Origin of the sequence: Micromonospora sp. NPDC005979 (assembly GCF_040614415.1) — a bacterium.
Classification (GTDB): Bacteria; Actinomycetota; Actinomycetes; order Mycobacteriales; family Micromonosporaceae; genus Micromonospora.
In genome coordinates, this window is sequence record NZ_JBEXUR010000019.1 from 61,907 (window position 1) to 75,839 (window position 13,933).

General features: G+C 73.0%; 12 protein-coding genes. 6 read left to right on the forward strand and 6 right to left on the reverse strand.

The window, feature by feature from the left end; genetic code table 11:
• Positions 1-9: 9 nt before the first annotated feature.
• Positions 10-1,446, forward strand: a complete 1,437-nt coding sequence (locus ABZ272_RS26645; protein WP_355052654.1) for a glycine hydroxymethyltransferase — start codon at positions 10-12, stop codon at positions 1,444-1,446.
• Positions 1,447-1,628: 182 nt separating this feature from the next.
• Here the strand turns inward: ABZ272_RS26645 and ABZ272_RS26650 are convergent, their stop codons facing one another.
• The 6 genes from ABZ272_RS26650 to ABZ272_RS26675 all read right to left on the reverse strand — a co-directional run bounded on the left by ABZ272_RS26650 (position 1,629) and on the right by ABZ272_RS26675 (position 7,881).
• Entirely contained in the window at positions 1,629-1,889 is a 261-nt protein-coding gene (locus tag ABZ272_RS26650; RefSeq protein ID WP_007460594.1) for a hypothetical protein, read from the reverse strand.
• The gene (locus ABZ272_RS26655; protein WP_355052655.1) at positions 1,889-3,205 is read right to left on the reverse strand and encodes a PLP-dependent aminotransferase family protein; all 1,317 of its coding nucleotides are present in this window, start codon (positions 3,203-3,205) and stop codon (positions 1,889-1,891) included. The genes ABZ272_RS26650 and ABZ272_RS26655 overlap by 1 nt, the downstream gene beginning before the upstream one ends.
• A 4-nt stretch (positions 3,206-3,209) precedes the next feature.
• Positions 3,210-4,310: an alpha-hydroxy acid oxidase gene (locus tag ABZ272_RS26660; protein WP_355052656.1), complete on the reverse strand. Its 1,101-nt coding sequence runs from the start codon at positions 4,308-4,310 to the stop codon at positions 3,210-3,212.
• The gene (locus tag ABZ272_RS26665; protein WP_355052657.1) at positions 4,303-5,289 is read right to left on the reverse strand and encodes an alpha/beta hydrolase; all 987 of its coding nucleotides are present in this window, start codon (positions 5,287-5,289) and stop codon (positions 4,303-4,305) included. The genes ABZ272_RS26660 and ABZ272_RS26665 overlap by 8 nt, the downstream gene beginning before the upstream one ends.
• A gap of 9 nt (positions 5,290-5,298) precedes the next feature.
• A complete protein-coding gene (locus ABZ272_RS26670; protein ID WP_355052658.1) occupies positions 5,299-6,510 on the reverse strand; it encodes a cytochrome P450 in 1,212 nt (403 codons plus the stop codon).
• Positions 6,511-6,576: 66 nt separating this feature from the next.
• Positions 6,577-7,881 carry an SGNH/GDSL hydrolase family protein gene (locus ABZ272_RS26675; RefSeq protein WP_355052659.1) on the reverse strand — a complete coding sequence of 435 codons (1,305 nt, stop codon included), beginning with the start codon at positions 7,879-7,881 and terminating at the stop codon, positions 6,577-6,579.
• A 287-nt stretch (positions 7,882-8,168) separates the two neighbouring features.
• On the opposite strand from ABZ272_RS26675, the gene ABZ272_RS26680 reads away from it, so the two are divergent.
• The 5 genes from ABZ272_RS26680 to ABZ272_RS26700 all read left to right on the forward strand — a co-directional run bounded on the left by ABZ272_RS26680 (position 8,169) and on the right by ABZ272_RS26700 (position 13,922).
• A complete protein-coding gene (locus ABZ272_RS26680; protein WP_355052660.1) occupies positions 8,169-9,728 on the forward strand; it encodes an AMP-binding protein in 1,560 nt (519 codons plus the stop codon).
• Positions 9,725-10,948: an MFS transporter gene (locus ABZ272_RS26685; RefSeq protein ID WP_355052661.1), complete on the forward strand. Its 1,224-nt coding sequence runs from the start codon at positions 9,725-9,727 to the stop codon at positions 10,946-10,948. The genes ABZ272_RS26680 and ABZ272_RS26685 overlap by 4 nt, the downstream gene beginning before the upstream one ends.
• A 234-nt stretch (positions 10,949-11,182) precedes the next feature.
• Positions 11,183-12,088, forward strand: coding sequence for an aminoglycoside phosphotransferase family protein (locus tag ABZ272_RS26690; RefSeq protein ID WP_355052662.1), 906 nt, complete (start codon positions 11,183-11,185; stop codon positions 12,086-12,088).
• A gap of 205 nt (positions 12,089-12,293) precedes the next feature.
• Positions 12,294-13,232 carry an exo-alpha-sialidase gene (locus ABZ272_RS26695; RefSeq protein WP_355052663.1) on the forward strand — a complete coding sequence of 313 codons (939 nt, stop codon included), beginning with the start codon at positions 12,294-12,296 and terminating at the stop codon, positions 13,230-13,232.
• Positions 13,233-13,241: 9 nt separating this feature from the next.
• A complete protein-coding gene (locus ABZ272_RS26700; protein WP_355052664.1) occupies positions 13,242-13,922 on the forward strand; it encodes an SGNH/GDSL hydrolase family protein in 681 nt (226 codons plus the stop codon).
• Positions 13,923-13,933 lie beyond the last annotated feature (11 nt).

The window sequence follows — 13,933 nt, forward strand, 5'->3', positions numbered from 1 at the left end:
GGAGGTCGCATGTCGCGCAACGCCGAGTCCACCGCATTCCGGAGCGCCCTCGAGGTGATCCGGGCTGTCGAACCGCGGGTGGCCGACGCCATCGGCGCCGAGCTGACCGACCAGCGGGAGTCGCTCAAGCTCATCGCCAGCGAGAACTACGCCTCCCCGGCCACGCTGCTGGCCATGGGCAACTGGTTCAGCGACAAGTACGCCGAGGGCACCGTCGGCCGCCGCTTCTACGCCGGCTGCCAGAACGTCGACACCGTCGAGGCGCTCGCCGCCGAGCACGCCCGGGAACTGTTCGGTGCCGCGCACGCGTACGTGCAGCCGCACTCGGGCATCGACGCCAACCTGGTCGCCTTCTGGGCGGTGCTCGCCGACCGGGTGGAGTCCCCCGCCCTGAAGAAGGCCCAGGTACGCCAGGTCAACGACCTCACCGAGGCCGACTGGTTCGAGCTGCGCCGCGAGCTGGGCAACCAGCGGATGCTCGGCATGTCCCTGGACGCCGGCGGTCACCTCACCCACGGGTTCCGGCCGAACATCTCCGGCAAGATGTTCGACCAGCGCAGCTACGGCACCGACCCGGCCACCGGGCTGATCGACTACGACCGGGTGGCCGAGGCCGCCCGCGAGTTCAAGCCGCTGATCCTGGTGGGCGGCTACTCGGCGTACCCCCGGAAGGTGAATTTCCGGATCCTGCGCGAGATCGCCGACTCGGTGGGCGCGACCTTCATGGTCGACATGGCGCACTTCGCCGGTCTGGTGGCGGGCAAGGTGTTCACCGGCGACTTCGACCCGGTGCCGCACGCGCACATCGTCACCACCACCACCCACAAGTCGCTGCGCGGCCCGCGCGGCGGCATGGTGCTCTGCCAGCCGGAGCTGGCCGACCAGGTGGACCGGGGGTGCCCGATGGTGCTCGGCGGTCCGCTGCCGCACGTGATGGCCGCCAAGGCCGTCGCCCTGGCCGAGGCCCGCCGCCCCGACTTCGCCGACTACGCCCAGCGGATCGTGGACAACGCGCAGGCCCTCGCCGACGGGCTGCTGCGCCGGGGCGCGAAGCTCGTCACCGGTGGCACCGACAACCACCTGGTGCTGATCGACGTGTCCGGGTACGGGCTCACCGGCCGGCAGGCCGAGCAGGCCCTGCTCGACTCGGGCATCGTCACCAACCGCAACTCGGTCCCGCAGGACCCGAACGGCGCCTGGTACACGTCCGGCATCCGGATCGGCACCCCGGCGCTGACCACGCGCGGGCTGGGCACCGCCGAGATGGATCAGACGGCGGAGCTGATCCACACCGTGCTGACCCAGACCACAGCCGGCGCGAACGCCGACGGCACCCCGTCCAAGGCGAAGTACACGCTCGACGCCGACCTGGCCGACAAGATTTCCCGCCAGGCCGCCGACCTCCTGGCGCCCCACCCCCTCTACCCCGCCGTCGACCTAACCTGACGGTCCCCTCCCTCCTCCTCCCCCTCCCCCGCTGCGGACGACCGCGTCGATCATGGAGTCGTGGTGCCCGAATCAGGGCGAGTGGCGACCTTCGTCCACCACCACAACTTCATGATCGACGCGGACGGGCGGACGGGGGGGCGGGGGCGGGGTGGGGTGGGGTGGGGTGGGGTGGGGTGGGGTTAGTTCAGGGGGCGTTTTAGGTGGTAGCGGTGGACTTCGGTGCTGCCCTGGACGTTGTTGACGTCCTCGGCCGCTGAGACCAGCTCCCAGCCCTCGCGGCCGGCGCGATTGAGGTGTGCGATGGCCGTGTCGCCGTAGGCGGTGATGTCCTTACGGGACCCGTCCGGGCCGTACCAGACGAACGAGACGGTGAAATTGCGACCCTGTCCCTGATAGCGACGAACGAGCAGGGCGTACTCCCAGGCAACCATGCGGCCCATTATGACCGTCCACGCAGGAGCTCGTCGGTGACGAGGGCGGCGAGTCGGTCCAACCCGACGTCGATCTGCTCCGGCGTCACCGCGCTGACCGACAGCCGCAGCGCGCGCACCGGCGCGGTGTCGTCGTAGAAGTGCGCCATCGGCGTCCACAGGACGCCGTAGTCCCGCCCCGAGATGTCCAGCAACGCGTCGTCGACGATGAACGGCACGGTCACCACCACGAAGAACCCGCCGGCCGGCACCGTCCAGCGCACCTCCGGCCGGTCCGCGAAACGCCGGGCCAGGCCGGCCACCAGGTGGCGCAGGTTGCGGGCGTACGCGGCCCGCTCCCGGGTGTTCGCGGGCACCAGGCTGCACCCGTGCTCCAACAGCCGCCCACCGATCACCGCCTGCGCGAGCGGTGAGGTGTTCACGGTGACCATGCTCTTGATCATGGCGAGTTGGTCGGCGAGCGGCCCGACGCGGCCGTCCGGTCCGGCCACCCGCTGGTCGGCGACCACGTAACCGACCCGGGCCCCGGGCAGCACCGTCTTGGCGAAGGAGCCGAGGTAGACCACCCTCCGGTCGGTGTCCAGCGCCTTCAGCGTGGGCGGACGCGGCCCGTCGGCGACGGCGAACAGCCCGTACGGGTTGTCCTCCAGCAGCAGCAGGTCCTCCTCGGCGGCCAGCGCCAGCAGCCGCTGCCGGTCGGCGACGTCGATGCTGGTCCCGGACGGGTTGGCGAAGTCCGGCATCACGTAGCAGGCCCGCGGCCGCAGGCCCGCCTCTCGGGCCTTACGCGCCTGGGCCCGCAGGTCGGCGAGGTCCACGCCGGACGGTCCACCGGCGACCGGCCACACCGGCAGGTCGACCAGCCGGGCCGCCCCGGTCAGCCCGACGTAGGTCGGCGCGACCGCCAGCAGCACGTCCGTCGGGCCGGTCCGTAACGCCCGCAGCACCAGGAACATGGCCTCCTGACACCCGACGGTCACCACGACGGCCTCCGGGTCGACCGTGATCCCCTCGTCGAGGGCGAGGTTACGGGCGACCAGGTGGTGCACGATGCCCTTGGTCCGGCCGTACTGCATCAGCAACCGGCGTGCCTGCTCGGGCGAGTGCCCCCGCTCGTTGACGAGGTGCCGGTGGAACGTGTCCAGGTGCCGGTGCACCGCGGCGACGTCGAGGAACTCCTCGTACGGGCGGCCGGCCGCGAGCGACACCGCTTCCGGATACCGTTCGGACACCTCGTTGAGGAAGTTCATCGAGGTCAGCGCCGGGTCGCCGAGCGCGGGGTGCAGATCGGCGACGGTGAGGTCGGCCGATTCGGTGGCGTCCACCGGCTCAGCCCGTCCGGAGGGTCCGCAGCCCGGCCGCCGCCGCCGGGTCGGCGCAGCCGGCGAGGGTGAGCGCGTCCCGCACCTCGGCGGCGAGCAGCGCCAACGCGTCCTGCGCGCCACGTCGCCCGCCGACGGCCAGCGCCCAGAGCAGCGGTCGACCGACCAGGACGCCCGCCGCGCCCAGCGCCAGCGCCCGCAGCACGTCGGTGCCGCCCCGGATGCCGCTGTCCAGCAGCACCTGACAACCGTCGCCGACCGCGTCGACGACCTCCGGCAGCATCGTGACGCTGGCCGGGGCGCCGTCCAACTGCCGGCCCCCGTGGTTCGACACCACCACGGCGTCCGCGCCGACCCGTACCGCCTCGACCGCGTCACGGGGGTCCAGCACCCCCTTGACGACCAGCGGCAGGTCGACGTGCTCGCGCAGCCAGGCCAGATCCGCCCAGCGCAGAGCCGATTCGAACGACGCGTCGGTGTGCGCGGCGATCGCCGAGACGCCGGGGACGCCCGCGTGGGCGAGCGTGTCCCTGCCGTACGGCAGGTTCGCGGCGACCACGTCGGGCGGCAGCCGGAACGCGTTGCGCAGGTCGCGGGGGCGTCGGCCGAGCACCGGGACGTCCACGGTGACGACCAGGGCACGGCAGCCCGCCGCCACGATCCGGGCCAGCAGGTCGCGGACCAGAGCCCGGTCGCGCAGCCAGTAGAGCTGGAACCAGACGTGGGCGCCGGTCGCGGTGATCTGTTCGATCGGTGTGCTGCTCAGCGTGCTCGCCACGAACGGCACGCCGGCCCCGCCGGCCGCCGCCGCGAGACCCGCCTCGCCGTCCGGGTGTACGAGCCGCTGGTAGGCCATCGGCGCCACCCCGACCGGCAGCGCGTACGGCTCACCGAGCAGTCGTACGCCGGTGTCCACCGCATCCCTGCCGCGCAGCACCCGGGGCAGCACGGCGACCCGGTCCAGCGCGGTCCGGTTGGCGGCCAGGGTCACCTCGGCCGCGCCACCGCCGGCGACGTAGTCCCACACGTCCGGGGCCAGCACCGCCCGCGCCTGTTCCCCGTAGTCGGCGAACGTCACCGGCCGGTCGGCCAGCACCCGCTCAACCACCACGTACCCCCGTGCCCTCCGGCTGGGCCGGCGCCGCCTCCCGATCCGACGACACACCGAACCGGTCCCGCAGGAACGCCGCGGCGCTGTCCTGGGCGCGCCGGCCGTCGGTGAACACGCCGGGCATGGCGAAGAACCCGTGGATCATCCCCGGGTAGTGGTCGGCACGGACGGGCACGCCGGCGCCGTCCAACCGCTCGGCGTAGCGCTGCCCCTCGGCGCACAGCGGGTCCAGCTCGGCGGTGATCACCAGAGCCGCCGGCAGGCCGGACAGGTCGTCGGCGCGCAGCGGCGACGCCAGCGGGTCCCGCGCCCGCTCGGCGTCGGTGAGGTAGTGCGTGCGGTACCAGGCCACCGAGTGGCGGTTGAACAGGGTCGGGTCGTCGCCGACCGGACCGGACGGGTCGCCGCCGATGTCGGTGTTCGGGTAGACGAGCAGTTGCGCGGCCAGCGCCGGACCCTCCGTGCGGCAGAGCAGCGTCACGGCGGCGGCGAGGTTCCCACCCGCGCTGTCCCCACCCACCGCCAGCCGCGTGGGGTCCACACCGAACCGGGCGGCGTTCTCGGCGATCCAGACGGTCGCGGCGTGGCAGTCGTGCACGGCGGCCGGGAAGGGGTGCTCCGGGGCGAGCCGGTAGCCGACGGTCACCACCTGGCAGGGCACCGCGTTGGCCAGCCGACGGCAGATCCCGTCGGCGGTGTCGATGCTGCCGAGGGTCCAGCCGCCGCCGAAGAAGTACAGCAGGGTGGGCAGCGGACCCGACCCGGCCGGCCGGTAGACCCGGATGGGCAGGTCACCACCCGGACCGGGGATGTGCTCGTCGCGTACCTCGGCGACCTGCTCGACCGCGCCGCCGCCGGCGCGGATCGCGGCCAGGTCCGCGGCGCGCGCCTCGGCGAGGGTCTGCGTGTACAGCGGCGGCGTGCCCGCCGCGGCGCGGGCGGCGCGGTAGGCCGCCACCTCCGGGTGCAGGGCCATGCTGATCTCCTATCCGCCGGTGCTGACCAGCAGCTTGTCGATGCCACGCAGGAAGAGACTGCCGCTGTACGTGGGGGTCTCGGTGACCGCGAGCCGGGGGAACCGGGCGAACAGGCGGGGCAGCGCGAGGCGTCCCTCCAGCCGGGACACCGCCGCGCCGAGGCAGAAGTGCAGGCCCACCCCGAAGGCCAGGGACGGCGGGCCGGCGCGGGTCGGGTCGAAGGCGTCCGGGTCGGGGAAGCGCGCCGGGTCCCGGTTGGCCGCTCCGATGATGATGAGGACGTTGTCCCCCTCGGTGACCGGCACGCCGGCCAGCACGGTGTCCTCCGGCGCGGCCCGGGCGAGGAAGTGCACCGGGCTCTGCAGGCGCAGCACCTCGTCGACACACCCGGCGGCGAGGGCGTCGTCGGTGGGCAGCGCGGTGACCGCCCCCGGGTGGGCCAGCAGCAGCGGCAGGCCGTTGCTGAACATGTAGACGGTGGTGACGAAGCTGGCGTTGAACAGCACGATCAGGTTGCTGATCAGCTCCTCCTCGGTCAGCTCCACCTCGCCCGACCCAACCGCCTCGACCAGGGCGCTGATCAGGTCCTCCCCGGGCGTGCGGCGGCGGTGCGCCAGCAGCTCCCGGTAGAACGCCCGCAGCTCCTGCGCCGCGGTGTTCGCGGCGGCCAGCCGCTGCGGGGTCTTGCCGGCCACGTCCAGGAACTCGTCGATGCGCTCGACCCGATCGCGGTACCAGGGCAACTCCCCCGCCGGGATACCGATGAACTCGGCCATGACCAGCGCCGGAATGGGGTACGCGAAGTCGGCCACGAAGTCGACGACGCGGTCACCGGCGTCGGCCATCCTGTCCAGCAGGTCGTCGACGACGCGCAGGATCACCGGCTCCAGCGCGCCGAGGCGACGGGGCGTGAAGGTACGCGAGAAGACGTGCCGCATCCGGGTGTGGTCGGGCGGGTTGATGAACATCATCGACGTCTGGAAGGTGCGCAGGATCTCGTGCTCCTCCCAGCCGGGCGGTGGCTGCTTGGTCCACCGTGGATCGCGCAGCATCTGATCGATCAGGTCGTAGCCGACCGCCACCGCCGCCACGGTGCGGTGCTCGGCGCGCGGCGGCACCGCGCTGACCGGCCCGAGCCGGTGCAGGCGGGCGTACCACGGGTACGGATTCTGGCGGCCCTCTTCGCTGTAGAGGCCGGTGAGCAGGTCCTGCACCGTCACGACGTACTCCTCCCCAGGATGTCGGTGCTCCGGGGGCGGCGCGGTGACCCGCCGCCCCCGGCGGTGTCACAGACCGAGCAGCCGTAACGGCACGGCGTCGGCCATCGCCTTGTTGCCGGCGTCGTTCGGGTGGATGTGGTCCCCCGAGTCGTACGCGGGCAGCAACTGGCTGGGCCTGGCCGGGTCCCGCAGCACCCGGTCGAAGTCGAGCAGCCCGTCGAACTCCCGGCTGCCGCGCAGGTACGCGTTCACGGCCTGCCGGGTGGCCTCCTTCTCCGGCGTCCACACCGTCGGCGCGCCGTGCCCCTCGTACGGCGTCAGCGTGGCCACCAGGCTGGTCAGGCCGCGCTGCTGGAGCTGCTGGTTGATCTGCCGCAGGGTGGCGATGATCGCCTCGGACGAGTCGTTGGACATCCAGATGTCGTTGATGCCGAGGTGGGTGACGACGGTACGCACCCCGGTCTGGGCGAAGACGTCCTCGTTGAGGCGGGCCGCCGCGTTCGGGCCGAGTTGGAAGTAGCCGGGGTAGTCGCCCGCGCCCGGCTCGGTGCCCTCGTGGTTGAGGCGGTTGCCGGCCAGGCTCAGGTTGAGCACGCCGGGCGTGCGGCGGTCGGGCCGGTCGGCGAGCAGCCGGTCGGCGAGCAGGTCGGGCCAGCGCCGGTTGGCGTTGACGGTACTGCCGTTGCTGTCCCCGATGGAGTCACCGAGCACGACCAGCGCCCCGGGGGTGCCCTTGCGCTGCACGTCGACGCCGGACAGGAAGAACCAGCAGCAGTTCGGTCGGATGGTGAAACCGGCCCCGTCGGCGGCCCCGGTCAGATCACCCGCGCCGATGAAGTTCGTCTGCTGGGACTGCCCGTGGAAGGTGGTCGGCCCGGTCGGCGTCGGGAAGTGCAGGGTGATCACCAGGTCGCTGTCGTCGGCGACGGCGAAGGTCAGCGGGTCGCTGAGCAGCTCGGCGCCCCGGTTCATGGTCGCCGAGGCGGCGCCGGTGAAGGTCAGCGGGCGCAGCGAGGCCGGGTCGATGTCGGAGACGTCGTCGACGGTGGCGGTGTTCGGGCGGGCGACGGTGGCGCGACCCACCCGGACGGCCTGCTCGCCGTAGAGGTTGCTCAGTCGTACGCGCAGCGCCGGGCCGCCCACCGAGACGTGCACGACCATCCGGACACTCTGGTCGTTCAGGCCGGTGTTGGTCAGCCCGACCGAGTTGCCCCGGGTGACCGCCGCCGCCCAACTGCCCGCCCACTCGCCCCGGTCGGCCCGGCCGGCGAGGGTGGCGGATCCGCCGGCGCTGGCGACGACGGCGGGTGTCGCGGTGACCAGTAGCGCCGCGAGGGCGGTGACGACATGCCATCTCTTCGGGGTCGACATGGAACCTCCATCGTGTGGCAGCCCAGGGCCGTCCGCTGACGGCTCCCGCCTGGACGATGGTCCAGAAACCTAGCCGCCGCCGATGACGGGCGTCAATCAACTGATCGACACGATCAAATGTCCTCCGGGCCTGCGGTTTCGCCCTTCGGCCCGGTCCCGGCGCGTCCCCGTCGGCCTAGGCTCGCAGGCGGCGGCGGTGCGGTCGCCCGAACGCGCGCCTCACCGCCCGCGACGTCACCGGGAACCGACCCGGAGACCGCCGCTCTCCTGCGATGGGGGTTTGCCGGATGACTGACGGACCCGGGCATGCGACCTATGTGGACAGGGCGTTGGACCTGTTCGCCGACTTCGGCGATCGGGAGGCGCTGGTCGGCGGTGGCCGCCGCCTGACCTACACCGAGGCCGCCGAGTCGGTACGCGCGATGGCCGGGGCGCTGACCCGGCACGGCGTAGGGCCGGGCGCGGCGGTGCTGGTGACCATGGCCAACGCCGTCGAGGGGCCGCTGCTCCAGCTCGCGCTGCACCGGCTCGGGTGCCGGACGATGTGGGTCGCCCCGGTCACCGCCCGCCGGGAGGTTGACGAGTTCGTCCGGCTGGCCCGCCCCGACGCCCTGGTCTACGACGCCCGCGACCCGGCGAGCCTGGGGCCGGAGCTGGCCGCCGCGCTGACCGGCGTACCGGTGTGCTGCCTGGGCCCCGGCGGCGCGGGCCCGGACCTCACCGCGGGCAAGGCGGAGCCAGTGGCGCTGCCGACGACGGTCCCCGCGCCGGAGTCGTTCCTGCAGACCAGCGGCACCACCGGCGCCCCGAAGCTGGTGCACCACACCGAGAGCTTCTACGCCCAGATCCTCACCCTCGCGGCCGACTTCCGCGCCGCCGGGTTCCCCTTGCTGCGGCACCTGTCGCACTCGCCCATGTGGCTGGCCAGCGGCCAGATCACCACCCTGTTCAACCTGTTCACGGGCGGGGTGCTGTTCCTGCGCGACGACTGGGACCCCACGGCGTTCGTGGCCACCGTGCAACGGGAGCGGATCAACTCCACCTTCGTGACCCCGCCGATGCTCTACGAGCTGCTGGACCATCCGGCGCTGGCAGGCGCCGACTTCTCGGCCATGTTCATGTTCAACGTGGGCGCCGGGCCCGCCGCGCCCGCCCGGCTGCGCCAGGCCATCGCGCGGTTCGGCCCGGTGCTGCGCATCGTGTACGGCCTCAGCGAGGCCGTCGTGATCACCGCGCTGCCTGGGCTGACCGACGATGCGGAGCACCCGGAGCGGCTGCGCTCCTGCGGGCGTCCCTACGGGGACGTGCGGATCGAGATCCGCGACGACGACGGCGTCGTGCTGCCGCCGGGCCAGGACGGCGAGGTGTGGGTGCGCAGCCGGCTGAGCTTCGCCGGCTACCACGGGCAGCCCGAGCTGACCGCGCAGACGCTCGTCGACGGCTGGGTCCGCACCCGCGACATCGGCCACCTCGACGAGGACGGCTACCTCTACCTGGTCGACCGGGCGCACGACATGATCGTCACGCACCGACGGAACTGGGCCATCTTCTGCCGCCCCATCGAGGACGTGCTGGCCGGACACCCGCAGGTGCGGGCGGCCGCCGTGATCGGCGTGCCGGACGACGAGGTCGGCGAGGCGCCGTACGCGTACGTGGTGCCCGCGCCGGGCGCGACGGTCACGGCGACGGAGTTGATCGACCTGGTGACCGCCGAGCTGAACGAGATGTGGGCACCGGTCGGGGTGGAGTTCGTCGACCGGTTACCGGTGAACCGGTCGGTCAAGGTGGACAAGCGGGCGTTGCGCGCCGAGTATGCCGCGCGGCGGGCGGCGGCGGTCGGGGCGTGAACCCCCGCCGGCAGTTGGTCGTCCTGGTCGGCGCGGACCTGATCTCCAACCTGGGCACCCGCATCTCGGTGGTGACCATCCCCTGGCTGGTGCTGGTCACCACCGGCAGTCCGACCAAGATGGGTCTGGTCGCGTTCGCCGAGACCCTGCCGTACCTGCTGTCCAGTGCCCTCGGCACGCCCTGGGCGGACCGGATCGGCCTGCGCCGGACGTCGATCCTCTGTGACGCGGGCAGCGCCCTGGCGATGGTCGTCGTCGCGCTCACCCCGTGGCTGGGCTTCGCTCCCCTGGTGGCGCTGGTCGCGGTCGCCGGGGCGCTGCGCGGCATCGGGGACCGGGTCAAGCACGTCATGTTCCGGCCGGTCGCCGAGGCCGCCGGGGTGCCCCTGATCCGCCTCACCTCGGCGTACGACGGGTTGACCCGGGTGGTGACCCTGTTCGGCGCGGCCGTGGGCGGTGTGCTGATCGCCGCGTTCGGGGTGACCCAGGCGATTCTCATCGACGCGGCCAGCTTCGCGATCTGTGCGCTGCTCATCGGCCTCCTGGTCCGCCCGCCGGCCGCCCCGGCGACGCCCACCGCGCCGGTGGGCTACCTTCGCGCGCTGCGGGACGGCTTCGGCTACCTCGGTCGGGACCGGCCGCTGCTGGGCATGCTGGTGGTCGTCTCGGCGCTGAACATGGTGGCCAACGCGAGCGTGGCCGTCTACATCCCGTTCTGGGTCGCCCGCGAACTGCACGGTCCGAGCGGGCTCGGGCTCGTGCTCGCGGCCTTCTCGGCGGGCGCGCTGCTGGGCAACGTGGCGTTCACCGCGCTCGGGCCCCGGCTGCCCGGCCGGCTGACGTTCCTCATCGGGGCGACGGTCGCCGGCACACCCCGACTGGTCGCCCTGGCGATCAGCGACGAGCTGCCGGTCGTCCTCGTGGTGACCTTCCTGTCCGGGATCGGAATCGCGGCGGTCAACCCGCTGCTCGGGGTGGCGCTCTACGAGCGGGTGCCACCGGACCTGCAGACCCGGGTGCTCGGCATCGCCGGTTCGCTGGCCTTCGTCGGCCTGCCGGTCGGCGCGCTCCTCGGCGGCTGGTCGGTGGACGCGTTCGGCCTCACCCCAGCGCTGCTGCTCATGGCGGCGGCCTGCCTCCTCGTCACCACATTTCCGCTGGTGGCCAGGGGGTCCAACCCGAAGGCGCCGACGCGGCCCACGCCTGCCGCCGCCGCCTGATGTCCCGCTGCCCAGCGGCTCGCAACCGTCTCGTGCGCCCCCTTTGCTCTGCTTCAACCCAGGCAACACTTTCGGGGCATCGGTGTTGCCCCGGTTGAAGCAGAGCAAAGGCGGCAGTTGAGGTACGGCCAGGCCCGCACCTCCCGGACACCTGTCCCGAGCGCTGACCCGGCCTGTCCCACTGTCGGCGCAAATCGGTTGCGGGCGGCCGGCGGCGCCCGCACGCTCGGGCGGATGAACGCACAGCCCGCACCCGACGTGCCGCAGATTGACGAGACGACAGCCGAGCGCATCGACGTGGGCCTGGTCCGCCGACTGGTCGCCGAGCAGTTCCCGCGCTGGGCCGACCTGCCCGTCCGCCCCGTCGAGGTGAGCGGCTGGGACAACCGCACCTTCCACCTGGGCGACGAGATGACCGTGCGGCTGCCCAGCGCCGAGGGGTACGTGCCCCAGGTCGCCAAGGAGCAGCGGTGGCTGCCGGTACTCGGCGAGCGGCTTTCCTGGGAGATCCCCGTGCCGCTGGCCCAGGGCCGACCGGGAGCGGGCTACCCGTACCCCTGGTCGGTCTACCGCTGGATCGACGGGCACACCGCACGCTCAGAGCGGATCGACGATTTGACCCGGTTCGCGACGGACCTCGCCGCCTTCCTGCGGGCCCTACGCGCCGTCGACGCCACCGACGGCCCCGCGGCCGGCCCGCACAGCTTCTGGCGGGGAGGACCGCTGTCCACCTACGACGCCGAGACCCGGGCGGCGATCGAGACACACCGCGACCGGCTCGACGTCGACGCGGTCACCGCCGTCTGGCAGGACGCTCTCGATGCCACCTGGTCGGGCCCGCCGGTGTGGTTCCACGGCGACGTCGCGTACGCCAATCTGCTGGTGCGCGACGGCCGGCTCGCCGCCGTCATCGACTTCGGCTGCTGCGGCGTCGGCGATCCCGCCTGCGACACGGTGATCGCCTGGACCCTGCTGCACGGCGACAGCCGGGCCGCGTTCCGCGACGCGCTCGACGTCGACGCGGGCACCTGGGCGCGCGGACGCGGCTGGGCACTGTGGAAGGCGCTGATCACCCTGGACGGTCCCGACCCCGCCGGTTCCCGGCGCGTCATCGACGAGCTGCTCGACGAACACCGCTGAGCCGTCAGCGGCCGGCCGCCGCCGAGGTGGCGTGTTCGGTGTGGCAGCGCGGGCACCGCAGCCGGCGCCGTGAACGACGCCCTTGCGACAGGACATCGTTCGTCCTCCGTTCTCCGCACGGCCGTCCGGGCGTCGACGGCGGCGGCTAGCGTCGTCGGTCGTCACCGGGACGTTCCGCCCACCAGCGCCAGGAGGCCCGTCGCGCATGACGTCGTCATCCACCCGTCGCACCAGCGCCGAGGTCGTCGCCGTACGCCGGATCGGTGACAGCGCGCCGCACAGCGCGTTCACCGACCTCGTCCGGCACGCCGGGACGTGGTTCTGTGCCTTTCGCGAGGCCGACGGCCACCTCTCCGACGACGGCGTGATCCGGGTGTTGGTCTCGACGGACGGACGGGCGTGGAGGTCCGCGGCCGTCATCCAGGTGGCCGGCGACCTGCGCGACCCACGGTTCGTGGCACGCCCGGACGGGCGGCTGCAACTGCTGGCCGCGGCCCGGACCGCGACGTTCACCACACTGTCCTGGATCTCCGACGACGGCCGCGCCTGGGGTGACCCGACGCCGGTGGGCGAGCCGGACGTGTGGGTGTGGCAGGCAGCCTGGCACGACGACGCCATGTACGGCGTCGGCTACTCCACCCGGGGGCCGCGGCTCGCCCGGCTCTACCGCAGCGTGGACGGACTCGACCTGCGGCCGTGGGTGCCGACGCTGTTCGAGGGCGGCTACCCCAACGAGTCCGGGTTGGTCTTCGCCCCGGACGGCACCGCGCACTGTCTGCTGCGCCGCGACGGCGACAGCGCCACCGCGCAGCTCGGGCGGGCGCACCCGCCGTACCGCGAGTGGACGTGGAGCGACCTTGGCGTGCGGGTGGGCGGCCCGGCGCTACTGCGGCTGCCCGACGGGCGGCTGATCGCCGGGGTACGCCTGCTCGACGGCGACGTCCGGACCGCGATCTGCGCTGTCGACCCCGAGCGAGGCGCGCTGACCGAACTGGTCGCACTGCCCTCCGGGGGCGACACCAGCTACCCCGGTCTGGTGTGGCACGACGACATGCTGTGGGTCAGCTACTACTCCTCGCACGAGGAGCGGACCTGCGTCTACCTGGCCGAGGTGAGCCTGGCTGAGGAGGCGGCGGTCGGCTAGCGTGCCGGCATGCCATCGACGCTGAGCGAATCGACGGACCCGTACTGTCTGCGTCCCGGCGAGGCCACCGAGCTGCTGCGCGCGCACCCGTGGCGGCGGTTCGTGGCGCTCGGCGACAGCGTCGTGGAGGGCATGTGCGAGCCGACGCCGGGCTACCCGGACGTGCAGTGGGTCGACCGGCTCGCCGCCGAGCTGAGGGCCGTACGCCCCGAGCTGACGTACGTGAATCTCGGCCGGCGCGGCCGGCGCGCGCACCAGGTGCGGGCCACTCAGCTCGCCCCGGCGCTCGCCGCCGAACCGGACCTCGCGCTGGTGGTCTGCGGCGGCAACGACGCCTTTCATCCCGCGTACGACGCGGACGCGGTCGACGTCGAGCTGACCGCGATGATCGAAGCATTGCGGGACGCGGGCGCGGACGTGATCACCATCGGCATGTTCGACGTGTCGCACAGCCCGGGCGTGCCCGAGCACATGCGGGCCGGCCTCGGCGAGCGGATGCGCCGCCTCTCCGCCCACACCGCGCGGCTGGCCGAACACCTCGGAACAATCCACGTACACCTCACCGACCATCCGCTCACGGCCGACGCGACCCTCTACAGCACCGACGGCCGCCACGGCAGCGGCCGCAGCGACGCCATCGCGACAGCCGAAACCCTCCGCGCCCTGTCCCGCCACCTCCGGCGTTCATGATCAACGCGGAG